Source organism: Streptomyces sp. NPDC107654 (assembly GCF_055639035.1).
The window spans coordinates 171,157-194,205 of sequence record NZ_JBVKBI010000012.1 but is presented as its reverse complement, the minus strand read 5'-3'; the positions used below and the strand labels follow the sequence as shown (position 1 = coordinate 194,205).

Here is a 23,049-nt window from a genome sequence, read left to right as displayed (position 1 = left end):
GGGGTGTCGTTACCTGTGGTGGGTTACCAGCCGCGGTTGGCGTACCGCTCGGTCTCGGGGAGGGTGTCGCAGTTGATGCCGACCATGGCCTCGCCGAGGTTGCGGGACGCGTCCGCGATGATCTTCGGGTCGTCGTAGAAGGTGGTGGCCTTCACGATGGCGGCGGCGCGCTTGGCCGGGTCGCCGGACTTGAAGATGCCGGAGCCGACGAACACGCCCTCGGCGCCGAGCTGGCGCATCAGGGCCGCGTCGGCCGGGGTGGCGACGCCGCCGGCGGAGAAGAGGACGACCGGGAGCTTGCCCAGCTCGGCGACCTCACGGACCAGCTCGTACGGGGCGCGCAGCTCCTTGGCGGCGGCGTACAGCTCGTTGTTGTCGAAGCCGCGCAGCTTGGCGATCTCGTTCTTGATCTGGCGCAGGTGGCGGACGGCCTCGACGACGTTGCCGGTGCCGGCCTCGCCCTTGGAGCGGATCATCGCGGCGCCCTCGGCGATGCGGCGCAGGGCCTCGCCCAGGTTGGTCGCACCACAGACGAAGGGGGTGGTGAAGGCCCACTTGTCGGAGTGGTTGACCTCGTCGGCCGGGGTGAGGACCTCGGACTCGTCGATGTAGTCGACGCCGAGGGACTGCAGGACCTGGGCCTCGACGAAGTGGCCGATGCGCGACTTGGCCATGACCGGGATCGAGACGGCGTCGATGATGCCCTCGATCATGTCCGGGTCGGACATGCGGGCCACGCCGCCGTCCTTGCGGATGTCGGCCGGGACCCGCTCCAGGGCCATGACGGCGACGGCGCCCGCGTCCTCGGCGATCTTCGCCTGCTCCGGCGTGACGACGTCCATGATCACGCCGCCCTTGAGCTGCTCGGCCATGCCGCGCTTCACGCGGGCGGTACCGGTCTCGGGAGCCTGGTTGTCGATGGTGGACACGGGTGACCTCACTGATGGGAAAGAGGGTTTCTGCACCGATGAGGAAACGCGAGTGGACCAGGCCACAGCAAGGGCCAATGGAAAGCCGGTGGATCCTTTTCGTCCACCGGGCGTTCAGGAGACCCTCTCGACCAGCGCCGCGGGCGGCTCGTCGTCCATCTCGAAGGCCAGCGGGAAGGGGGCGTGGCCGGCCAGCCGGAACCAGCGGACCTTGCGGTGCTCGCGGAGCCTGCGGGCGGCGCCCACGGCGTCGTTGTGGAAGCGGCGGGCCATCGGCACCCGGCGGACCGCCTCGGCCAGCTCACGGGCCGCCTCCTCACCGCCCGGGGCCTCACGGACGGCCTCGACCTGCGCCGGGTCCCCGAAGACGGCGCGCAGCGCCTGGCTCAGCTCGCTCTCGGCGACCTCCCGCTGCTCCTCCTCGGCCTGCCGGGCCGCGTGTGCGGCCTCGTACAGCACGATCGAGGCGGCCGGGTCGAGCACGCCCGAGGTCGCCAGTTCCTGCGCCACGGAGGCCCGCCGCAGCAGCTGCGCGTCGAGCGCGGCCCGCGCGGCGTCCATCCGCACGTGCAGCCGGTCCAGCCGCCCGGCCGTCCAGCTGAGGTACACGCCGATGGCGACGAGTGCGACGAGGATCCAGATGAGGGTTGCGGTCACGCCGGAAGGCTATCGGCTGCCGCCCCACGCCCCCGCGCCGGTCAGCGCCTCGGCGCCGACGGGGGCGGGCTGCAGGCACACGCCGTCGATGTCGAGAAAACGGCTCTCCGATCCGGGGAAACGGCTCTGGGCACTCACCCTCGGCACCGACTGGACCCGCTGCCGCAGGCCGGCCGCAGCCGGCCCCCAGCCCCCCGTCAGTCCCCAGCCCCCTCGTCAGTCCCCCGCCGTCCCGTCAGTCCCGCGCCAGCCCGAACCGCGCCCGCAGCCCCGTCGCCCGCTCGTCCGCGCCGACCGCTGCCGCGCCGGCCGTGACCGTCTCGTAGACGGAAAGGATGTCCGCGCCGACGGTGGACCAGTCGAAGCGCCGCACGTGGGCGCTGCCGCGCTCGCGCAGCAGTGCTCGGCGGGCGGGGTCCGCGAGGAGCCGTACCGCCGCCGCGGCCAACGCGTCGGCGTTCTCGTTGGCGAAGACCTCGCCGGCCTCGCCCTGGTCGAGGACCTGCACGAACGCGTCCAGATCGGAGGCGAGCACGGGGGCGCCCGCCGACATCGCCTCGACCAGGATGATGCCGAAGCTCTCGCCGCCCGTGTTGGGCGCGACGTACAAGTCGACGCTGCGCAGGAGCCGCGCCTTGTCCTCGTCGCTGATCATGCCGAGGAACTCCACGCGCGAGCGCAGCTCCGCCGGCAGCTGGCCGAGGGCCGCCTCCTCGTCGCCGCGGCCCGCGACCAGCAGACGGGTCTGCGGCCGGGCGGCGAGGATCTTCGGCAGGGCCTGCATCAGCACGGGCAGGCCCTTGCGGGGCTCGTCGATCCGGCCGATGAAGCCGATGGTGTCGCCCTGCCACCGTGGGTCGGGCTCGGCCCGGGCGAAGAAGTCGACGTCGACGCCGTTGGGGATGACCACCGCGTCCCCGCCGAGGTGCTCGACCAGCGTCCGCCGGGCGTACTCGCTGACCGCGATCCGCGCGCTGATCTTCTCCAGGGCGGCCTGCAGGATCGCGTACGCGGCGATCATCGCGCGCGAACGCGGGTTGGAGGTGTGGAACGTGGCCACGATCGGACCGGACGCCGCCCAGCAGGTCAGCAGGCCCAGCGACGGTGACGTCGGCTCGTGGATGTGCACCACGTCGAACTTGCCCTCGTGCAGCCAGCGCCGCACCCGCGCGGCCGACAGGAAGCCGAAGTTCAGGCGGGCCACCGAGCCGTTGTACGGCACCGGGACCGCGCGGCCGGCCGAGACGACGTACGGCGGCAGCGGGGTGTCGTCGTCGGCCGGGGCGAGGACGGAGACCTCGTGGCCGAGGCGCAGGAAGTACTCGGCGAGGTCGCGGATGTGGAACTGGACGCCACCGGGCACGTCCCAGGAGTACGGGCAGACGATCCCGATTCTCACGCGGGTCCCTTCGCGGGGTCGAGGTCGGCGAGCCAGAGCCGCTGGAGCATGTGCCAGTCCTCCGGGTGCTCGGCGATGCCGGAGGCGAAGGCGTCGGCCAGGGCCTGTGTCATGACGGACGTCTTCTCGGCCCGCTTGCCTGACTCGGGGACGTCGACCGGCGGATGCACCCGGCCCTTCATGACCGGCGAGTCGTCGTACCAGAGGGTGACGGGCAGCAGCAGCGCGCCGGTGTGCTGGGCGAGCAGCGCGGGGCCGGCGGGCATCCGGGCCGTCTCGCCGAAGAAGTCGACCTCGACGCCGGAGGCCGACAGGTCGCGGTCGGCGACCAGGCAGACCAGGCCGCCGTCACGGAGCCTGCGGGCCAGGGTGCCGAAGGCGGAGCCGCCGCTGTGCGGCAGGACCTCCATGCCGAGGCCCTCGCGGTAGGCGACGAAGCGGTCGTAGAGCGTCTCCGGCTTCAGGCGCTCGGCGACCGTCGTGAACGGCGTCCGAAGCTCGGTGGTGACCCAGGCGCCGGCCAGGTCCCAGTTGGCCAGGTGCGGCAGCGCGAGGATCACACCCCGGCCGGAGGCGAGCCCGTCGGTCAGGTGGTGGACGTCCTTCGGGTCGAAGCCCGTCCGCACGCGCTCGGCGCTCCACGCCGGCAGCCGGAAGGACTCCATCCAGTAGCGCAGGTACGAGCGCATCCCCGCGCGGGACAGCTCGGCGAGCCGCTCGGGAGTGGCGTCGGGCACCACGCGCGCGTAGTTGGCCTCCAGGCGCTGCACGCCCTTGCCGCGCTGCTTCCAGGCGAGGTCGGCGATGGTCCGGCCGAGGCGCACCGCGACCGGCTCGGGCAGCTTCTTGACGGTGCTCCAGCCGGCGCCGTACAGCGCGTCGGTGAGTCGGTCGGCGGCGCTCACTGTGCCGCCTCGCTCGCGCCCGCCCGCGCCGCCGCCTCCGCCTCGGCGGACTCGCGGCGGACGGTGACGACCCGCTGGACGAGCGTGACCAGGCTGCCCACGGCGACGATCCACAGTGCGATCGGCAGCAGCCACTGGACGCCCGGCACACCGAACGTGTGCAGACCGGCGAGACCGGCCGCGACCAGCGAGATCACCAGCCGCTCGGCGCGCTCCACGAGCCCGTTGACGGCGACCGGAAGCCCGATCGACTCGCCGCGCGCCTTGGTGTACGACACCACCTGGCCGCTGGCCAGGCAGAAGATCGACACCGCGCACAGCACGTTGTCGTCGCCCCGGCCCGCGTACCAGAGCGCGAAACCGCCGAAGATCGCGCCGTCGGCGACCCGGTCCAGGGTGGAGTCCAGGAACGCGCCCCAGCGGCTGGAGCGGCCCAGCTGGCGGGCCATGTTGCCGTCGACCAGGTCGGAGAAGACGAACAGGGTGATCACGACCGTGCCCCAGAAGAACGCGCCCCGGGGGTAGAAGACCAGCGCGCCCGCGACCACACCGGCCGTGCCGAGGAGTGTGACCGTGTCGGGGCTCACGCCCCGGCGGATGAGAAACGCGGCGAACGGTGTGAGGACACGCGTGAAGAATGCACGCGCGTACTTGTTCAGCATGGCCTTCCCGACGGTCGGTGTCGCCGCGGCCCTGGTGGCCGCCGGCTGGCCCATCGTAGCCACGCGCGTGCGTGCGCGGCTGGCGGGCACCCACAGCCGCGTCGGGAAGCGGTGCGCGGCCCGCGCGCGGGACGACGCGCGTGACGACGCGCGTGACGCGGACGGCGTGCGGTGCGCGGGTGCGCACCCTTCGTAGTCCTTCGTATGGACGGCGCGAGACGGGAGTGGAAAGCTCGAATGACCGCGGGCGTCGCCGGAGCCGCCTCAGCACGCGGGTCCCGCGTGTCCGCGCCCACAGTGACCTCACCGTGCACGGGAGGCAGGATCATGGGCGACAAGGCACAGACACACCACCCCGGAGCCGCCGGCAGGGCTCTGGCGGCCGACCAACCCGCGTCCGTACGCAATGTGGTGCTGGTCGGCCACTCCGGATCGGGAAAGACCACCCTCGTGGAAGCCCTCGCGCTGACCGCGGGGGCCGTGAACCGTGCGGGCCGCGTCGAGGACGGCGCCACCGTCTCCGACTACGACGACATCGAGCACCGGCAGCAGCGCTCCGTACAGCTCTCCCTCGTGCCGGTCGAATGGGACGGCATCAAGATCAACCTCCTGGACACCCCCGGCTACGCCGACTTCGTCGGGGAGCTGCGGGCCGGTCTGCGCGCCGCCGACGCGGCCCTGTTCGTCGTCTCGGCCTCGGACGGGGTCGACGGCTCCACCCGCATGGTGTGGGAGGAGTGCGCGGCCGTCGGCATGCCCCGCGCGATCGTCGTCACCCACCTGGAGGCCGCGCGCGCCGACTTCGAGGGGATGACCCGGACCTGCGCGGAGGCCTTCGGCGGCGACGACCCCGACGCCGTCCTGCCCCTCTACCTGCCGCTGCGCGGCCCCGAGGGGCCCGACGGGCACGCGCCCGTGACCGGGCTGATCGGGCTGCTGTCGCAGAAGCTGTTCGACTACGCGACCGGTGAGCGCAAGGAGTCCGAACCCGGCGAGGACCAGCTGCCGGACATCGAGGAGGCCCGCAACCGGCTCATCGAGGGAATCATCGCCGAGAGCGAGGACGAGACCCTCATGGACCGCTACCTCGGCGGCGAGCAGGTCGAGGTCAAGACGCTGATCGAGGACCTGGAACGGGCCGTGGCACGCGGGACCTTCTTCCCCGTGCTGGCCGCCGCCCCCGCCGCCGAGGGCGCCCGCCAGGGCCTGGGCACGGTCGAACTGCTGGAACTGATCACGCGCGGCTTCCCCACCCCCTTCGAGCACCCGCTCCCCGGGGTCACCACCGTCGACGGCACACCCCGCGAGCTGAAACCGTGCGACACGGACGGCCCGCTGGTCGCCGAGGTCGTCAAGACCTCCTCCGACCCCTACGTCGGCCGGATCTCCCTGGTCCGCGTCTTCTCCGGCACCCTGCGCCCCGACCAGACCGTGCACGTCTCCGGGCACGGCCTCGCCGACCGCGGACACGAGGACCACGACGTCGACGAGAAGGTCGGCGCGCTGTCCATGCCCTTCGGCAAACAGCAGCGCCCGGTCACCCACGCCGTCGCCGGCGACCTGGTCTGCGTGGCCAAACTCGGCCGCGCCGAGACCGGCGACACCCTCTCCGCCAAGGACGACCCGCTCCTGATGGAGCCCTGGCGGATGCCCGACCCGTTGCTGCCGCTGGCCATCCACGCGCACAGCAAGGCCGACGAGGACAAACTCTCCCAGGGCCTGGCCCGGCTGGTCGCCGAGGACCCGACCATGCGCCTGGAGCAGAACCAGGACACCCACCAGGTCGTCCTGTGGTGCCTGGGAGAGGCCCACGCCGACGTGGCCCTGGAACGGCTGCGCAGCCGCTACGGCGTCCAGGTCGACGTCGTCCCGCACAAGGTCTCCCTGAGGGAGACGTTCGCGACCAGGGCCACCGGGCGGGGCCGGCACGTCAAGCAGTCCGGCGGCCACGGCCAGTACGCCATCTGCGAGATCGAGGTCGAACCGCTGCCGGGTGGCTCCGGCATCGAGTTCGTGGACAAGGTGGTGGGCGGCGCGGTGCCCCGCCAGTTCATCCCCTCCGTCGAGAAGGGTGTACGCGCCCAGGCCGCCAAGGGCGTCGCCGCCGGCTACCCCCTGGTCGACGTGCGGATCACGCTGCTGGACGGCAAGGCCCACTCGGTGGACTCCTCCGACGCCGCGTTCCAGACCGCGGGCGCCCTCGCCCTGCGCGAGGCCGCGGCGGACGCGAGGATCCATCTGTTGGAGCCGGTCGCCGAGGTGACCGTCCTGGTCGGCGACGAGTACGTGGGCGCCGTGATGAGCGACCTCTCCGGCCGCCGCGGCCGGCTGCTCGGCACCGAACAGGTCGGCACCGGCCGGACCCTGATCCGCGCCGACGTACCCGAGTTCGAGATCGGCCGGTACGCCGTCGACCTGCGCTCGCTCTCGCACGGCACCGCCCGCTTCGACCGGCGCTACGCCCGGCACGAGCCGATGCCGCCGCAGATCGCCGAACGCGTCCGCGAACAGGCCGGGGACGACGCGTAGCGCGCCGGCGCACAACTCGGCGCACAGGCGGGCGGCTTCGGCCGTCCGCCCACGCGTGTCAGTGCCGGCGGATACGCTGATCACCGGATCACGTCGTGCCGCGGCCGTCCGCCGGAACCGGCCGGTGCGGGCACGGCGGCCGGTCCAACAGGTGTGCGCAGCAGGGAAGTCGGGAAGGCCGCAGGCACGGCACCGGCGGCGATGGGGGCGGGAATGTCGTTTGGAACGGAGTGGGACGGGCCCCAGGTACCCGTCTCGGGCGACGAAGGGCAGGCGGCGACCTCCGCGCTGGCCTCCGCGGCGTACCGGGACAGCCCGATCGAGGAGATCAAGAAGGCCGACAACGAATGGCACCAGTCGACCGTGAAGGCCGGCCGGATGAAGCTGTTCCGGCCCAATCTCGGTGAGGCGTTCTCCCGTGCCCTCGTCGACCGGATGCTCGCCCCCGGACGCAAACCGCTCATCCAGTCCTTCGGTTCCGAACCGCAGTTCGTCGTCGAGCACGCCATGGCCGCCAACAACATCCGCCGGGAGCGCGACAACCGGCTGACCGCCGTCACCGTCGTCTGCGGTCTGCTCTTCCTGCCCGGGATGCTCGTGTGGCTGCTCGTCTTCCAGGTGCGCTCCCTCGTCGCGAGGCGTGACGACAAACGGGCCGGCACCCTGGCCACCGTGCTCCTCCTGGGGGTTGGCCTGCTCGCCGCGCTGTTCCTGATCAAGATGCCGTTCTCCGGTTTCTGGGCGTGGTACGCCCGCGCGGCCGTAGTCATCCCCGTGCTCGGCTGGTACTGGGCCAAGCAGATCTGCGAACGCACCGCCGGGGACCTCAGAGCCCGCTGGGAGGGCCTGCTCTCCGGCACCAGTGTCGGCGCCAAGGTCCCGGAGGCCGTCCCGCGCGGCCCCAACCAGACCGCCGCCGAGGCGTTGCGCCAGTCCCTGGCCCGGCTGAGCGCCGAGCAGCAGTCGAACTCCGTCTTCTACGCCGGCCCCAAGGGCATACTCGGCATGGGCACCCGGTGGGGCGCCTGGCAGCTCGCCGAGGACCTCGTCCCCGCCGACCCCACCCGGGAGATCCACCCCTTCCGCAGCTGGGACGTCGTACGCGCGATCCACGACCAGCTCACCCTCCTGGAGCGCGGGCCGCTCAACACCGGCGGCTTCCCCAAGCCGTCGATACGGCACTGGATCGTCACCCCGATCGGCGAGAAGGCCACGGCGGTCTCCCGGCCCGAGGGCACCGACGTCGAGGCCTTCCAGGTCAAACCGCACGCCATACAGGAGATCTGCAACAAGCAGCAGTTCGGCAGCGGCGACCGGCACTACCTGGGCGTGCAGTGGACCCTCTGGGACGGACAGCTGGTCATCACCATGCTGATCACCGTCACCGTGCTCCACGAGACCCTGCGCATCGAGGTCACCGGACACGCGCTGGGCCCGGTGAACTCCCTGTTCACCAGCAAGCCGGAGGCGCCGACCAAGGAGGTCGCCAAGTCCCTCAAACCCTGGGAGAACCGCACGATCAAGCTGCCCCTGGTCACCACCGACGAGGTCGTACGCCTCGCCGTGCGGGCCCCGCTGACCTGGTACCCGCCGCTGCTGAACTGGCTCGGCGGCTCACTGGGCCTGCCCGAGCCGTTCGGCCTGCGTCACGCCTGGGCCGACCAGCCCTGGCGCCACCGCTTCATGGCCGACGACGCGCTGCGCGCGGCCACACCGGTGCTGCGCGTGGTCCACTCCGCCGCGATCAGGGTCCTGGCGGAGAACGGCGTGAACACGGAGAAGTTCGGCGCCCGCTCGGCGTTCCTCAGCGGCAACGTCCAGGACCCGACGCCCAGGAAGGCCGACCTCTACGACGCGTAGGCCTGAGGCACCACGGCCGGTGCGGGGGCCTGGGGCCGGCCGTCCCCGGCCCCCGCGCCGGCCGGTGAACGGCCTCGTCCCTCCCGCCGGACGGGCTGTTCATCCCGCCGTCGGCCAGGCCTCCGCCAGCATCTTCCGGGTGTCCGCCAGCAGCTGCGGCAGCACCCGCGTGTGGCCCACCACCGGCATGAAGTTCGTGTCGCCACCCCAGCGGGGCACGATGTGCTGGTGCAGGTGCGCCGCGATACCGGCGCCCGCGACCGCGCCCTGGTTCATGCCGATGTTGAAACCCTGCGCCCCGGACGCGGTCCGCAGCGCCGTCATGGCCTGCTTGGTCAGCTCCCCCAGCTCGGCGGTCTCCGGCCCGGTCAGATCCGTGTAGTCGGCCACATGACGGTACGGCACGGTCATCAGATGACCACCGTTGTACGGGTACAGGTTGAGCACCGCGTACACGTGCTCACCGCGCCGGACGATCAGCCCGTCCTCGTCCGACTTGGCCGGAATCGAGCAGAACGGGCAGCCGTCGTCGGCCCCCGGGCCGGTCGGCTTGTTCTCGCCCTGGATGTACGCCATCCGGTGGGGCGTCCACAGGCGCTGGAACGCGTCCTGCGTCCCCACTCCGATCTGCTGCTCCGGCTCACTCGTCATGCTAGGCAGCATATGGCTTCACCCCTTCCCGGCGTGTCGCCGGGGCTGCCCGCCGGTATTCTCCGGCCAAGCTTGGCCGGTGGACGCCGACAGCCGCACACGGCTCTGGGAACGCTGGCAGGGGCGCGCCGCCCTGCCCCTCGGCGTCGCGTCGCTGCTCTACCTCGCCGGCTACGCGACGCACGTGCTCGCGCCGGGCCTGCCCCCGCCCGCACACGACGTCCTGCGGGCCGTCACCGGTGCCGCCTGGGCCGTCTTCGTCATCGACTACGCGGTGCACTGGCGGCTCAGCGGCCGCGGACCCGGCTTCGTCGCCCGCCACTGGCTGGACACACTCGTCATGCTGTTGCCCCTGCTGTGGCCGCTGCGCATCGTACGGCTCTACGACGTGGTCCAGCGGCGGCACGGCCGGCCCCGTCTCACCCTGCACGCGCGCGTGGTGCTCTACGCCGGCCTGTCCGCGCTGCTGCTCGCCTTCTCCGGCGCGCTGGCGGTGTACCAGCAGGAACGCGGCGCCCCGCACGCCACGATCCGCAGCTTCGGCGACTCGGTGTGGTGGGCCTGCTCCACCCTGGCGACCGTCGGCTACGGCGACGTCGCCCCGGTCACCCCCTGGGGCCGCACCCTCGCCGTCGGGCTCATGGCCTGCGGCGTGGCACTGCTGGGCGCGGTGACGGGGTCGTTCTCGTCGCTGATGCTGCGACGGTTCTCACGAGAGGGGGACGAGGACGGGGAAAGGCCCCCGGGACGGTGATCCAGGGGGCCTTCGCGGTACAGGCGGTTCAGGCGGTTCAGACCTGGGTCCGCTCCTCCACGATCCGCGCGATCTTGGCGATGGCCTCGTCGAAGGGGATGCCGTTCTCCTGCGAGCCGTCGCGGTAGCGGAACGACACCGAGCCGTTCGACATGTCCTCGTCGCCCGCGATGACCATGAAGGGCACCTTCTGCTTCTGGGCGTTGCGGATTTTCTTCTGCATCCGGTCCGAGGAGGAGTCCACCTCGACGCGCAGGCCCTTCCTCCGGGCCGCCGCCGCGAACTTCCCCAGGTACTCCACGTGCGCGTCGCCGATCGGGATGCCGAGCGCCTGGACGGGGGCCAGCCACGCCGGGAAGGCGCCCGCGTAGTGCTCCAGCAGGACGGCGAAGAACCGCTCGATGGAGCCGAACAGCGCACGGTGGATCATGACCGGACGCTGCTTGGAGCCGTCCGGGCCCGTGTACTCCAGGTTGAACCGCTCGGGCAGGTTGAAGTCGAGCTGGATGGTCGACATCTGCCAGGTCCGGCCGATCGCGTCCTTGGCCTGGACGGAGATCTTCGGGCCGTAGAAGGCGGCGCCGCCCGGGTCGGGCACGAGGGGCAGACCCTGCTTCTCGGCGACCTGGCGCAGCGTCTCGGTCGCCTCCTCCCAGACCTCGTCGGAGCCGACGAACTTCTCCGGGTCCTTGGTCGACAGTTCCAGGTAGAAGTCGGTCAGACCGTAGTCCCGCAGCAGGCCGAGGACGAAGGTGAGCGTCTTGTCCAGCTCCTCGGACATCTGCTCAAGGGTGCAGTAGATGTGCGCGTCGTCCTGCGTGAAGCCCCGCGCTCGGGTCAGACCGTGCACGACGCCCGACTTCTCGTACCGGTACACGGTCCCGAACTCGAAGAGGCGCAGCGGCAGTTCGCGGTACGAACGGCCACGCGCGTCGAAGATCAGGTTGTGCATCGGGCAGTTCATGGGCTTGAGGTAGTAGTCCACGCCCTCGTCGAGCTGCATGGGCGGGTACATGCCCTCGGCGTACCAGTCCAGGTGCCCGGACGTCTCGAAGAGCTTCCCCTTCGTCGCGTGCGGGGTGTAGACGAACTCGTAGCCCTCTTCCTCGTGGCGGCGGCGCGAGTAGTCCTCCATGACCCGGCGGACGATGCCGCCCCTGGGGTGGAAGACGGCCAGGCCGGAGCCGATCTGCTCGGGGATGGAGAAGAGGTCCAGCTCGCTGCCGAGCTTGCGGTGGTCGCGCTTCTCGGCCTCGGCGAGGAAGTCCAGGTACGCCTTCAGCTCGTCCTTCGACGGCCAGGCGGTGCCGTAGATACGCTGGAGCATCGGGTTCTTCTCGCTGCCGCGCCAGTAGGCGGCGGCGTTGCGCATCAGCTTGAACGCCGGGATGAGGCGGGTGGAGGGCAGGTGCGGACCGCGGCACAGGTCCTTCCAGCACAGCTCGCCGGTCTTGGCGTCCAGGTTGTCGTAGATCGTCAGCTCGCCGGCGCCGACCTCGACGTCCGCGCCGTCGTCGCTGGAGGCGGAGCCCTTGAGGCCGATCAGCTCCAGCTTGTAGGGCTCGTCGGCCAGCTCCTCGCGGGCGGCCTCGTCGGTGACGACGCGGCGGGCGAACCTCTGCCCGCGCTTCTGGATCTCCTGCATCTTCTTCTCGATGGCCTTGAGATCCTCGGGCGTGAACGGCTTCTCGACGTCGAAGTCGTAGTAGAAGCCGTCCTTGACGGGCGGGCCGATGCCCAGCTTGGCCTCGGGGAAGAGTTCCTGCACGGCCTGCGCCATGACGTGCGCGGTGGAGTGGCGCAGGATGTTCAGGCCGTCCTCGGACGCGATCTCGACGCCCTCGACCTCGTCGCCGTCGGACAGTGCGTAGGTGAGGTCCTTCAGCTCGCCCCCCACGCGCGCGGCGATGATCGAGCGCTCGCCCGCGAAGAGGTCGGCGGCCGTAGTGCCCGTCGTCACCACGCGTTCTTCCCGCTCGGAATCGCGTTGGATGATCACACGGACGTCTGACACCGGTCTCTCCTGACTGAAGGTGGGGTGCGGCGCCATACCAGGAGCGCGCGCACAGGCGATCGTACCGACCCGACGGCACCGACCGCGAAACGGTCACCCTCGGTCGCCCCTCCCTCACGCGTCCCCGGCCGCCTCCTCGAAGAAATCGAGGTTCTCCTGCAGGGATTTCAGCAGCCGGTCCCGCTCCCCCTCGTCCACCTGGACGGGGACGACTCCGCAGGCGCCGGTGAGCCTGCGGAAGCCGCCCCGGCGCTCCAGCCGGCCGTTCAGGCGGACGGGGAGTCCGACGAGGTGGGCGTGGCCGGCGATGCGGTAGTCCTCCTCGTCCAGGGTGACGCGCAGGTGCGGGACGTCGGCGCCGGCGAGGACGCGCAGGCGTACGGTGCCCGCGCCGCCGGGTCCGGAGCGGCGCATGCGGACGACGGCGCCGGTGACGCGGACCGGGACCGAGGGTTCGGCGCGGAGGTAGCGGGCGGCGGCCTCGCGGAGGACGGGCAGGTCGCCGGGTGAGAACTCGACGGGTTCGGCGGAGGGGGCGCAGCCGTCGGGGGTGCCGGCGCCGGGTGCCCAGGCGACCGCGACGCGGGCGCCCTCGGTGCCGCGGACGAGGGCGCTGAGCGCCTCCGTCAGCTCGCGGCTGACGCCGGCCTCGACGGCGCCGTCGAAGGCGTCCATGCCGCCGGTGGCGCGCCGGTAGTCGATGGCCTCGCGGGCGGCGTGCAGGGCCTGGTGGAGACGGACGGCGAGGGGGCGGTGGGTGGGCACGGGCGCGAAGGCGGTGAGGGTGTGGCCCTCGGCGGCGGGGCCGACGAGGACGTCGGCCAGGAGCGCGGCGGCGGGGCGGCGGTGGCGGGCGCCGTGGTAGCCGGCACGCGCGCGGGTGGCGAGGGCGGCGGCGAGGAGGGTCTGGCGCGCGGCGCCGCGCAGCTGGTCGTCGGCGCCCCAGGGGGCGGCGCCGGCGGGTCCGGCGGGGGTGTCGCGCCACCACCGGATCTCGTCGCTGGGGACGGCGAGGGAGATCAGTACCTCGCGTGCGGAGGGTGCGGGGTCGCGGGTGAGGGCGTCGAGCGCCTCGCCGAGCAGGTCGTCGCTGTCGGGGAAGGCGCGGCTCTCGGGGACGAGGAGGCTGGTTCCGGCACCGCCGGGGCCGGGCGGGGTCCAGCGGCCGTAGCGCCCGGGTGCTCCGCCGCGCCGCTGCCAGCCGTGGCGGTGCAGCAGGGCACCGAGGACGGCGGGGTCGACGTCGGCCGGCCGCGGGGGCCGGTTCCAGGGGAGGTCGCCGGGGTACGGCCGGAGCTGCCGTACCGGCTCCTCGTGGGGACGGTTCCTCATGGTCTGCCTCCCGTCCCGACCCGCGTCATGATCTCGCAGAGGGCCCGGTCGTCGAAGATGCGCGAGGTCGGTATCCGCACGGTGGTCCGGTGCCGGCCGGTGACGGGGTGGCCGGCGAGGTTGGTCCAGTAGCAGCAGTGCCTGAGGTCGAGGCGGTCGTGGCCGGCGCGCAGCCAGTCGTCCTGGGCGCGCGGCACGAGCATGACGACGAGGATCTTGTGGACCGAGACGGGGGTGCGGGCGAGCTTGCGCAGGTGGTCGTTGTCGAGGGTGAAGGAGAAGAAGGGCCCCGGTGGGTTGGGGGCGATCTGGTAGGTGGCCTTGAGCTGCACCTTGATGGTCACCTCGTCGTCGACGGTGTGTCCGGGCGCGCTGTGGCTGACGTGCCAGTCGATGCCGTTGTCCGGGAAGGGCTGGGACAGCGAGCAGCCGGCCGCGGCGGCGACCGCGTGGAGGTAGCCGACCTGCAGTGTCTCCATGCAGGCGGTGGTGGCGAGCGTGCCGCGTAGGGTGCCCGGGCCTTGGGGCAGCAGCCCGCCGCGCTCGGGCTGCGCAATGGCCATGGCCAACAGCCTTCCCAGTCAGGGTTTTCCCCGCTGCGGGTCGCTGAACTGCAAAGACCCGTATTCCTGTTGTCTCCTCCCGGCGTACGGCGCAAACGGCCCGGGTATCACCAAACGGGCAGAAGACGGATCGTCATGTGCCGTTGGGAAACGAGGAGTTGGGTTGGGATGACGACCTGGTACGAGGGGCCGCTGGCCGCCTTCGACACGGAGACGACGGGCGTGGACGTCGAGACCGACCGGATCGTGTCGGCCGCCGTCGTCGTCCAGGACGCGCCGGGGACCCGGCCCCGGGTCTCCCGCTGGCTGGTGAATCCGGGCGTGCCGGTGCCGGAGGCGGCGACGTCGGTGCACGGGCTGACGGAGGAGCACCTGCAGCGCAACGGGCGCTGGCCGGCTCCGGTGATGTACGAGATAGCGGAGCAGCTGGCGGAGCACGCGGCGCTGGGTCGGCCACTGGTGGTGATGAACGCGCCGTTCGACCTGACGCTGCTGGACCGGGAGTTGCGCCGGCACCGGGCGTCGGCGCTGGACCGCTGGTTCCAGTCGGTGCCGCTGCGGGTGCTGGATCCGCGGGTGCTGGACAAGCATCTGGACCGGTACCGCAAGGGACGGCGGACGCTGACGGACCTGTGCGCGCACTACGAGGTGACGCTCCAGGACGCGCATGACGCGGCGGCGGACGCGCTGGCGGCGCTGGAGGTCGTACGGGCCGTGGGCCGCCGTTTCGCGACCCGGTTGGAGCGGCTGTCACCGGCCGAGCTGCACACGCTGCAGACGAACTGGCACGCGGCGCAGGCGCGGGGGCTGCAGGCGTGGTTCGCGCGCAGCGGTTCGGAGGAGATCGTCAGCACGGAGTGGCCGCTCAGGCCGGAGCTGCCGGCGGCCGCGTGACGCCCCCCGGTGGCATGAAGAAGGCCGGTCCGCTGCTGCGGACCGGCCTTTCCCGGTGGGCGATACTGGGTTCGAACCAGTGACCTCTTCGGTGTGAACGAAGCGCTCTCCCACTGAGCTAATCGCCCGGGAACGCACTGAACAATACAGGTCCCGCCGGGGTTCCTTCAAACCGCTTCCAGTCGGCGCAGCAGTCCGCGCCGGCCGGCCCGCATCATCAGACGGTGGTTGAGGCGGAAGAGCGGCCGTCCGGGTACGGCGAGCCACCTGAGCAGCGGCTTGCGTACGCGGACGTCCTGGTCGTACCGGGCGAGGGTGCCGGGGCCGCCGGGGACGACCGTCCAGCGGGCCCAGCCGTCGAGGTCACCGGACAGGGTGACCTCCAGGACGCCGGCGGCCGGGTCCCTGCGGATCTCCCGCACGCCGGAGGTGAGGCTGTACGGCAGCGCGGACCGGATGGTGATCAGGCCGGTGCCGTCGTCCCGGCGGGCCACCGCCCGCACCTGCGGCCACCAGCGAGGGTAGTCCTCGGCCCGCTCCAGCGCCGCGAAGACGACGGCCGGCGGGGCGGGCAGGGGCCACAGGCTGCGGAAGCGGTAGTGGTTCCAGTCCATGGGACGAGTGTGGCGCGAACCGGTGCACACATCTGAGTACGCGTACTCATGCGGCGGTTCGTGGCCGGCGTCACACTGGGGGCGCGAGCGCCGCCGCCCGTGCAGCGGCGCTCCCCAGTCCCGGCCAGGAGTCCCGGTCAGGCCGGCATGCGGTCGCCGAGGAGGGCCAGGTTCTCGATCGCGGCGAGGCCGTAGAGCGCGGTGTCGTTCGTGGACACCCAGGCCGCCTCGCTGCCGGCGACCAGGGTGGCCGGTCCGGTGAGCTTCTCGGTCTTCCAGGGGGAGGACTCGGTGTAGCCGTCGGAACCGTGGAACCTGGCCCAGGCACGCTTGGCGAGGGCGGCGTCCCCGGTCTGTACGGCGGCGTAGGCGTCGAGGCGGGAGTGGCCCTGGAAGAGCAGCAGGGTGCCGAAGTCGGAGCCGTAGCGGGCCTTCTGCTCGGCCTTGGTGGCGTTGAAGTAGCGGCAGTAGTCCAGGTAGGCCTCCTTGAACTCCGGCAGGTCGACGAGGTGGATCAGTTCCGCGCACAGCTCGTTCAGGCCGAAGACGGCCGACAGGTGGGAGACGGAGACCGCGGGCTTGCCGGCGACGGCGAACTCGCCGGTGTCGAGGTCGTACAGGCCGCTGCCCTGGACGAAGCCGTTGGGCTGGGCGGCGATGCCCTCCATCGTGGACAGGACGCGGGCCTTGGCCTTCTCCCACTGGGGGCCCTTGCGTTCCCACTCGGTGAGCCAGGCCGAGACGAGGCCGCTCCAGTCGGTGCCGAAGCCGATCGAGAGGGCGTGCCGGTCGGGGGTGTAGGGGTCGGTGCGGACCTTGCGCTGCGGGTCGAGGACGAGGAAGGTCTCGTCGGAGTCGACGTTGGCGTGCATGAGGTCGCCGACGCGTTCGTCGGCGGTGAGGAAGTAGTAGAAGCGCCGGTACGTGGTGTTGGCGATGCGCTGCTGCTTGGCGCTGTCGGCGTGGTGCTGGACGCCGTGCCGGGTGCCGAGGCCCGCCCACGTGCCGAGGTGGTAGACGTCGACCTCGCCGGTGTGCCGGGTCATCGCCTCGGCGAAGCGGAAGATGTCGGACCGGCCGGAGCGCAGGTAGGCGTACCAGAGCCAGAGGTCGGGTGAGAGTTCGGAGTTGTCCCAGGCGTAGCCGCCGATGTCGTACCGCCACACGTGCCGGGCGGCGTCGTAGGTGTGCATGATGTCGCCGTAGTCCCAGAAGCCGTACCAGCGGCGCGTCTCCACCTGCTCCCGGTAGTAGGTGAAGAGGAAGTCGAGGTGGTCCTCGATCTTCGCCTTGGCGGGGGTGGAGCGGTCGGGTTCGGAGTACAGGCCGGGGCCGAAGACCTTGGCCTCGATGAGCTGCCTCGGCGGGGCGGCGAGCTGGGGCAGGACGCGTACGGCTTCGGCCTGCCGGGCGAGGGTCTCGGCGGCGGGGGTGGAGTCGTTGGCCCAGAAGAGGAGTTCGGAGGTGCGGGCGATGCCGTACGGGGTTCCGAAGCCGGGCTCGTAGTCCTCGTAGGTGATGTTGAGGCCTTCGAGCTGTTCGGCGTAGGTGTCCTGGCCCATGCCGTCGTGGTAGAAGCGCAGGTCCATGGGCTGGGCCTCGGGCGACCACAGCCAGAGGGTGACGGTGGCCTCGTCGGTGTGGGCGTCGCGGACGTCGAGCTGGGCGGGGAACTTCTCCCAGAAGCCGCGCAGGCCGAAGGAGAGGCCGCCGCTCGCGCCGCCGACGTAACCGAATCCGGATGCCCGGCGGCCGCCGCCGGCGGTGATCCAGCCATGGCCCTTCCTGGTGCGCTTGCGGACGGTGAAGCCGTCGGCGGAGAGCTGGGCGAGGGTGTAGTCGCCCCAGTGCGGGATGTACCGCAGCCGTGCCGTCACCCGCTGGTCCCAGGTGGCGGGGACGGGCAGCTTCTCCCCCTCGTACTGTGCGGCCTGGACGGCGGCGCCGGGGTCGCGGCGCAGGCCGGTGATGCCCTGGACGGCCTCGCGGAGCAGGCCGGTGCCCTCGCCGCCGAGGCGGATGTGCCGGTCGTAGGCCGCGTCGCGCAGGGGCACGGTGAAGCGGACGCCGAGACCGCGGACGAAGTCGCCGGAGGCCTTGCCGGGTTCCTGGGTGCCGTCGTAGGTGATGGTGTGCACCATGCGGAAGGAGTCGGAGCCGGCGTGGAAGTACAGGCGCAGGGAGAACGGCAGCCAGCCGCGGTCGCCCTTGCGGTGCTTGCCGTCGACGCGGACGACGGCGCGGACGGGACCGTCCTGTTCGACGGTGACCTCGGAGATCGCCCCGTCGAACCGCTCGGTCCTGACCGTGCCCTGGTCCTCGTCCTCGATCTCGGGCTGGCGGATGAGGACGAGTCTGCCGTTCCGGGCGATCTCGGTGGAGCCGCGGGTGACGGACTTGACGATCGTGGAGCCGCTCTTGCCGATCTTCGCGGTGAGGACGCCGGTGGAGACGTCGATGGTGCCGCCGCTCCTGTCGACGGTCACCTTCTTCGGGGGTTCGGCGGGGGTGCCCGTCGTGAGGGTGAGCCTGCCGGTTCCGGAGCTGACGGCGTGGGCGGTCCACTTGAGGGAGCCGTCGGGCCAGTAGGCCAGCGGCCAGGTCTGGACGGGGACGTCCTTGCCGTCGGCGTCGGTGACGGCGAAGGTCCGGCCCTCCTGGTGGGTGCCCATCGGCCAGGGCACGCCGACGGTGGTTCCGGGGGCGGCGCCGAGACCGCCGTCCTCCAGCCAGTCCAGGGTCACCGGGCCGGCACCGTCGGCGGCTGCTCCGGGCGCCGCCTGCGCGCTCCCGGCGCCCAGGGCCCAGCTGAACCGGGCGGCGGCTCCGGCGACGGCGGCGGTCTTGAGGAGGGATCTGCGGGGGATGGGAGACATGGGGGTGCGGCCTTCCTTCCTACGGGTGCACTGGTCAGGGGCATGACAGGCGAGGGGTGGCGCTCGGGCGCCGCTCCCGGGGTGACGGGCAGGCCGCCCTGCCTCCGGTGCGACGAGGCGCGACGGGCACCGCGGGTCAGCGGCGCCGGCACCGCTCCTCGACGGCGACGGCCGCGGCGGCGACGGCCCCCGACACGGGGACCGCCAGCGGGGCGATGAGCAGGGCGGAACAGCAGGTCAGCACGGCTCCGCCGACGAGCAGGAAGGACCCGGCGGGGTCCCCGACCGTACGGCGGGCCGCGCCGGCGAGCAGCACCCGCCACCGCTCCCCCGGCGCCCAGACCGCCGCCGCCCGCAGCCCGGCCACGGCGAGCGCGATCAGCGCGAACAGTCCTACGGCCCCGGCCGGCGGCCCGCCGGGCAGCCCCGCTCGCACCGCCTGGACGTCCACCCAGGCGAGTCCCACGGCGCCCCACCCGGCGGCCCCGACCGCCCAGCCCCCGCGCAGGGCGGAGCGGAAGTCGGCGGCGAACTCCCGCCCGCCGCCGCCCTGATGGGCCGCGCGCCGGCGCAGGTGCCGGGCACCGGCGGCGAACGCGGCCGGATAGGTGACGACCCCGAGGGAGGCGACCGCGATCCACACCCCGGTCAGCAGAGACTCGGCGAAGATCCCGAAACGTTCCGCGAGCGGTGACTCCCCGCGCGGCCTCACCCGTGCTTCGGCCATGGCTTCAGCCCTTCAGTCCGGAGGTCGCCATGCCGTCGATGAGATGGCGCTGGAAGGCGAGGAAGAACAGCAGCACGGGCAGCAGCGCGACCAGCGACATCGCGATCATGCCGCCGTAGTTCGCGGCCACGCCGTCGGAGTCGCGGAACATCATCAGGCCCAGCGAGACGGTGTACTTGCCGGGCTCGTTCAGATAGATCAGCGGGCCCATGAAGTCGTTCCAGGCGTTGATGAAGGTGAAGATGGCGCTGGTGATGAGCGCGGGCCGGCACAGCGGCAGCACGATCGACCAGTAGATCCGCGGGTGTCCGCAGCCGTCGAGGCGAGCGGCCTCGTCCAGCTCCCGGGGCAGGTTCCGCATGAACTGCACCATGAGGAAGACGAAGAAGGCCTCGGTGGCGAGGTACTTGCCGATCAGCAGCGGGACGTAGGTGTTGACCAGCTCCAGCTTCTGGAACATCACGTACTGCGGGATCAGCAGCACGTGGTACGGCAGCAGGAGCGTGCCGATCATGAGGGAGAACAGCAGGTTGCGCCCGGCGAACCGGATGCGCGCGAAGGCGTACGCGGTGAGCGAGCAGGAGACCAGGACGCCGGCGACCGCGCCGGCCGCGTAGAGGAGGGAGTTCTGGAAGAACGTCCGGATGCCGATGTCCGCCATGCCGTCGGCGAGGCCCTCGAAGTTGGACAGGATCGGGTGGGGCGGGAACAGCGTGAGGCTGTTGATGATGTCCTTGCTCGGCTTGAAGGAGGCGCCGATCACCCAGACGACCGGGTAGAGGATGACGGCCAGGACGAGCAGGGCGCCCAGGTGCCAGGCGAGGGAGCCGGTGCGCCTGCGGCCGAGGTTGGTGAGGGGACTCGGGGAACTCATCGGGCGCCCTCCTCGTAGTGCACCCACTTCTTCTGGGACCAGAAGAGGACGGCCGTCACCAGGGCCACGGCGAGCAGCAGCATCCAGGCCATCGCGGAGGCGAAGCCCATCTGGGCGTTCCTGAAGCCCTGCTGGTAGAGGTAGCAGGTGTAGACGAGGGTGGCGTCGGCCGGTCCGCAGGAGGCGTTGGAGACGACGTAGGCCGAGCCGAAGATCTGGAAGGAGTGGATGGTCTCCAGCAGCACGTTGAAGAAGAGGACCGGGGAGATCATCGGCAGGGTGATGTTCCAGAACCTCCGGAAGGGGCCGGCGCCGTCCATCTCGGCCGCCTCGTACAGTTCCCTCGGCACCTGCTTGAGCCCCGCCAGGAAGATGACCATCGGTGCGCCGAACTGCCAGACGGTCAGCGCGACCAGGCAGTACAACACCCAGTCGGCGTTGCCGACCCAGCCGCCGACGTGGAAGCCGAGGAAGCTCTGCGTACGGTCCACGACGGCGTCGTCGGAGAAGAGCGACCGCCATACAAAGCCGACCGAGACGCTCGCGCCGATGAGCGAGGGAGCGTAGAAGGCGGCCCGGTAGAAGGCCTGGCCGCGGCGGCTCTGCGCGAGGAGCAGGGCGACGCCCAGGGCCAGCAGCAGCTTCAGCGGGGTGCCGATGACGACGTACTTGGCCGTCACCTCCACCGACTTCCGCCAGCGCGGGTCGTCGAACATCCTGGTGAAGTTGTCGAACCCGATCCACTCGGGGGTGTCGAAGAGGTTGTAGTCGGTGAACGCGAAGTACAGCGAGGCGGCCATCGGGCCCGCGGTCAGCAGCAGGAAGCCGGCGATCCACGGGGACATGAACAGGTAGCCGGCGAGGTTCTCCCGCCGCCGGCCCGGCCGCCCCGTCCTCGCGGTGGCGGCCGAGCGGGCCGCGCGGGCCGCGGGCACGGAGTCCTTGACGAGCGTCACGGCTGTTCCCATCAGGCCTGGAAGGCGGCCTCGGCCTCGGTGAAAAACTGCTTCACCGCGTCCGGGACCCTCGTCTTGCCCTGTCCGAGGTCGCCGCCGATGCGCAGGAAGGCGGCCTCGACGGTGTCGGCACCGGAGGGGTGCGGGGTGATCGTGCCGAGGACTCCGGACTTGGCGGTGTCCTCCTCGTACCGCGCGATCTCCTTGTTAATGGCGTCGGTCGGCTGGTAGGCCTCGTACTGCTCGGTGCTCGCGAGGATGCCCCGGTCGTAGCCCATGATCCTGCCGACCCGGGGGTCGTGGACCATGAAGTCGATGAACTGCGCGACTTCCCCGGGATGCGAGGTGCGGGCGGAGGCGCTGAGCATCAGGGAGGCGAGGTACTGACCGGTGTGCTCGCCGTCCGTGGTGGGGACCGGCACGAGACCGTACTGGCTGTCGCCCTCCGTCGTGTAGCGGACGGTGAAGTTGTCCCAGGTGAACTCCGAGGCACCGTGCCCGGCGGAGAGGGAGGACTTGGGGTAGTCCTGGGAGACGACCTTCGGGTCGGTGACGATGCCGGCCCTGACCCGGTGGTAGCCGTCGTTCCACCACTCCGTCAGATCGGCCTTGTCGAAGCCGAGTCCGTCGTCGGTGAAGAACGCCTTGCCGTTCTGCCGCAGGTAGAGGTCGTACAGGTACATGATGGTGAAGTAGCCGGTGTCCCCGGGGACCTTCGTCCTGTCGTGGATGGTCTTCAGGGCCTTGAAGTACTCGTCCCAGGTCCAGCCCGGCCGCGGCTCGACGCCCGCCTTCCGGAAGACCTTCTCGTCGATCACGAGTGCCATCGTGTTGGAGCCGACCGGAACGCCGAGCTGCCTGCCGTCGACCTCGCCGACCTTCGTGACGCGCTCGCGGAAATGATCGAGGCTCAGATTGCCGGCCTGCACCTGTGACTTCAGATCGAGGAGAATTCCTCGCTTGTCGTACTTCCGCAGGAAAGTGACGGCGTTTTGGAAAACGTCCGGGGGATTTCCGCCGGCGGCCTGGGTCTGGAACTTCTCCCAGAACGATTGATACGTCTGGAAGTCCGTTTTGACCTTGATCTTGGGGTGCTTCTCCTCGAAGAGCGCAATGGACTGGTTGATCTTCTTGGCCCGCTCCTCTGCACCCCACCACGAGTAACGGATCGTCACCGTCCCGTTTCCGGAACCGCTTTCACCCCCGCAACCGGTCGCCGCCGCGAGCCCGAGCGTGGCCGCCGAGGCCCCGGCCGCCTTCAGGATCGTACGCCTGTCAAGATTCCTGGATCCCACAGTCGGGCCCCTCCCCGCAGCTCGTCGCCGCGCTAGATGAATCGTTTCAAGTAAGCGCTTGCTGGCACAAGGTACGGAGGGGCCCGGGGTGCGTCAATGATTCGGACAGGATTTTCCCGCGAGGCGGCGCGCGGGGGCCTTGCCGAGGGTACGGGCAGACACCCCCGGCCCGCCGGCCGTTCGCCCGGCTGGGAGGGGGCGTGGCCGGGCCGCCGGACCGTTCGCCGGGCTGGGAGGGGGCGTGGCCGGGCCGCCGGACCGTTCGCCGGGCTGGGAGGGAGCTTGGCCGGTGGGGCGAGCGGGGGCGGATGGGTTCGGTGGGGTGGGGTGTCGGGCAGGGGGGGCGGTTCGGTGGGGTGGGTGCCGGGCAGGGGGGCGGTTCGGTGGGGCAGAAACGCTCAGCCAGGCGGGCTCATCGTGGCAGGGACGTCAGGCAGGGGGGTGGGTGAGTGGGTGGGTGGGCCCAGGTGGGCAGGCGGCTTAGCGGGGGCAGTGACGTCAGGCAGGGGGCGGGTGGGCCCAGGCGGGCGGGTGGGTCGGCGGGACGGGACGTCAGGC

General features: G+C 71.5%; 20 protein-coding genes and 1 tRNA gene. 5 read left to right on the top strand and 16 right to left on the bottom strand.

What is annotated here, in order from left to right; translation table 11 throughout:
* Positions 1–23: 23 nt before the first annotated feature.
* The 5 genes from pdxS to pgsA form a co-directional block, all read right to left on the bottom strand.
* Positions 24–929 (bottom strand): pyridoxal 5'-phosphate synthase lyase subunit PdxS, encoded by a 906-nt coding sequence (pdxS, locus tag ACZ7N4_RS22600; protein WP_471360384.1) that lies wholly within the window; start codon positions 927–929, stop codon positions 24–26.
* A 114-nt stretch (positions 930–1,043) separates the two neighbouring features.
* Positions 1,044–1,586 carry a LemA family protein gene (locus ACZ7N4_RS22595; RefSeq protein WP_471360381.1) on the bottom strand — a complete coding sequence of 181 codons (543 nt, stop codon included), beginning with the start codon at positions 1,584–1,586 and terminating at the stop codon, positions 1,044–1,046.
* A gap of 235 nt (positions 1,587–1,821) precedes the next feature.
* Complete coding sequence (locus ACZ7N4_RS22590; RefSeq protein WP_471360378.1) at positions 1,822–2,985, bottom strand: glycosyltransferase family 4 protein; 1,164 nt, start codon at positions 2,983–2,985, stop codon at positions 1,822–1,824.
* Positions 2,982–3,890 (bottom strand): phosphatidylinositol mannoside acyltransferase, encoded by a 909-nt coding sequence (locus tag ACZ7N4_RS22585; RefSeq protein ID WP_471360375.1) that lies wholly within the window; start codon positions 3,888–3,890, stop codon positions 2,982–2,984. Before ACZ7N4_RS22585 ends, ACZ7N4_RS22590 begins: the two co-directional genes overlap by 4 nt.
* Positions 3,887–4,606, bottom strand: coding sequence for a phosphatidylinositol phosphate synthase (gene pgsA, locus ACZ7N4_RS22580; RefSeq protein ID WP_471360505.1), 720 nt, complete (start codon positions 4,604–4,606; stop codon positions 3,887–3,889). The genes ACZ7N4_RS22585 and pgsA overlap by 4 nt, the downstream gene beginning before the upstream one ends.
* Here pgsA and ACZ7N4_RS22575 point away from each other — a divergent pair.
* From ACZ7N4_RS22575 to ACZ7N4_RS22565, 3 genes are all read left to right on the top strand, one after another.
* Positions 4,521–4,748 carry a hypothetical protein gene (locus tag ACZ7N4_RS22575; RefSeq protein ID WP_471360514.1) on the top strand — a complete coding sequence of 76 codons (228 nt, stop codon included), beginning with the start codon at positions 4,521–4,523 and terminating at the stop codon, positions 4,746–4,748. The genes pgsA and ACZ7N4_RS22575 overlap by 86 nt on opposite strands.
* Before the next feature lie 131 nt (positions 4,749–4,879).
* Complete coding sequence (locus ACZ7N4_RS22570) at positions 4,880–7,081, top strand: elongation factor G-like protein EF-G2 (RefSeq protein WP_471360372.1); 2,202 nt, start codon at positions 4,880–4,882, stop codon at positions 7,079–7,081.
* Positions 7,082–7,294: 213 nt separating this feature from the next.
* Positions 7,295–8,941 carry a hypothetical protein gene (locus ACZ7N4_RS22565; RefSeq protein ID WP_471360369.1) on the top strand — a complete coding sequence of 549 codons (1,647 nt, stop codon included), beginning with the start codon at positions 7,295–7,297 and terminating at the stop codon, positions 8,939–8,941.
* Between the two features lie 99 nt (positions 8,942–9,040).
* Here the strand turns inward: ACZ7N4_RS22565 and ACZ7N4_RS22560 are convergent, their stop codons facing one another.
* Positions 9,041–9,604, bottom strand: a complete 564-nt coding sequence (locus tag ACZ7N4_RS22560; protein WP_471360367.1) for an HIT family protein — start codon at positions 9,602–9,604, stop codon at positions 9,041–9,043.
* Between the two features lie 67 nt (positions 9,605–9,671).
* On the opposite strand from ACZ7N4_RS22560, the gene ACZ7N4_RS22555 reads away from it, so the two are divergent.
* Positions 9,672–10,346 carry a potassium channel family protein gene (locus ACZ7N4_RS22555; protein WP_471360364.1) on the top strand — a complete coding sequence of 225 codons (675 nt, stop codon included), beginning with the start codon at positions 9,672–9,674 and terminating at the stop codon, positions 10,344–10,346.
* Positions 10,347–10,383: 37 nt separating this feature from the next.
* Here the strand turns inward: ACZ7N4_RS22555 and thrS are convergent, their stop codons facing one another.
* The 3 genes from thrS to ACZ7N4_RS22540 form a co-directional block, all read right to left on the bottom strand.
* Positions 10,384–12,360: a threonine--tRNA ligase gene (gene thrS / locus ACZ7N4_RS22550; protein WP_471360362.1), complete on the bottom strand. Its 1,977-nt coding sequence runs from the start codon at positions 12,358–12,360 to the stop codon at positions 10,384–10,386.
* Positions 12,361–12,474: 114 nt separating this feature from the next.
* Entirely contained in the window at positions 12,475–13,692 is a 1,218-nt protein-coding gene (locus ACZ7N4_RS22545) for a hypothetical protein (protein ID WP_471360359.1), read from the bottom strand.
* Positions 13,689–14,255 (bottom strand): DUF4365 domain-containing protein, encoded by a 567-nt coding sequence (locus tag ACZ7N4_RS22540; RefSeq protein ID WP_471360356.1) that lies wholly within the window; start codon positions 14,253–14,255, stop codon positions 13,689–13,691. The genes ACZ7N4_RS22545 and ACZ7N4_RS22540 overlap by 4 nt, the downstream gene beginning before the upstream one ends.
* Before the next feature lie 168 nt (positions 14,256–14,423).
* Here ACZ7N4_RS22540 and ACZ7N4_RS22535 point away from each other — a divergent pair, with 168 nt between their 5' ends.
* The gene (locus ACZ7N4_RS22535) at positions 14,424–15,149 is read left to right on the top strand and encodes an exonuclease domain-containing protein (protein WP_471360353.1); all 726 of its coding nucleotides are present in this window, start codon (positions 14,424–14,426) and stop codon (positions 15,147–15,149) included.
* A 56-nt stretch (positions 15,150–15,205) separates the two neighbouring features.
* Here ACZ7N4_RS22535 and ACZ7N4_RS22530 read toward each other — a convergent pair.
* From ACZ7N4_RS22530 to ACZ7N4_RS22500, 7 genes are all read right to left on the bottom strand, one after another.
* A tRNA-Val gene (locus ACZ7N4_RS22530) sits at positions 15,206–15,277 on the bottom strand.
* Between the two features lie 39 nt (positions 15,278–15,316).
* Entirely contained in the window at positions 15,317–15,763 is a 447-nt protein-coding gene (locus ACZ7N4_RS22525) for an SRPBCC family protein (protein WP_471360350.1), read from the bottom strand.
* Positions 15,764–15,900: 137 nt separating this feature from the next.
* The gene (locus tag ACZ7N4_RS22520) at positions 15,901–18,639 is read right to left on the bottom strand and encodes an exo-rhamnogalacturonan lyase family protein (RefSeq protein WP_471360347.1); all 2,739 of its coding nucleotides are present in this window, start codon (positions 18,637–18,639) and stop codon (positions 15,901–15,903) included.
* Between the two features lie 136 nt (positions 18,640–18,775).
* Positions 18,776–19,366, bottom strand: a complete 591-nt coding sequence (locus ACZ7N4_RS22515; protein WP_471360344.1) for a hypothetical protein — start codon at positions 19,364–19,366, stop codon at positions 18,776–18,778.
* 4 nt (positions 19,367–19,370) lie between these two features.
* Positions 19,371–20,240 carry a carbohydrate ABC transporter permease gene (locus ACZ7N4_RS22510; RefSeq protein ID WP_471360341.1) on the bottom strand — a complete coding sequence of 290 codons (870 nt, stop codon included), beginning with the start codon at positions 20,238–20,240 and terminating at the stop codon, positions 19,371–19,373.
* Positions 20,237–21,208, bottom strand: a complete 972-nt coding sequence (locus ACZ7N4_RS22505) for a carbohydrate ABC transporter permease (RefSeq protein WP_471360339.1) — start codon at positions 21,206–21,208, stop codon at positions 20,237–20,239. Before ACZ7N4_RS22505 ends, ACZ7N4_RS22510 begins: the two co-directional genes overlap by 4 nt.
* Entirely contained in the window at positions 21,208–22,491 is a 1,284-nt protein-coding gene (locus ACZ7N4_RS22500; protein ID WP_471360336.1) for an ABC transporter substrate-binding protein, read from the bottom strand. The genes ACZ7N4_RS22505 and ACZ7N4_RS22500 overlap by 1 nt, the downstream gene beginning before the upstream one ends.
* Between the last annotated feature and the right edge of the window lie 558 nt (positions 22,492–23,049).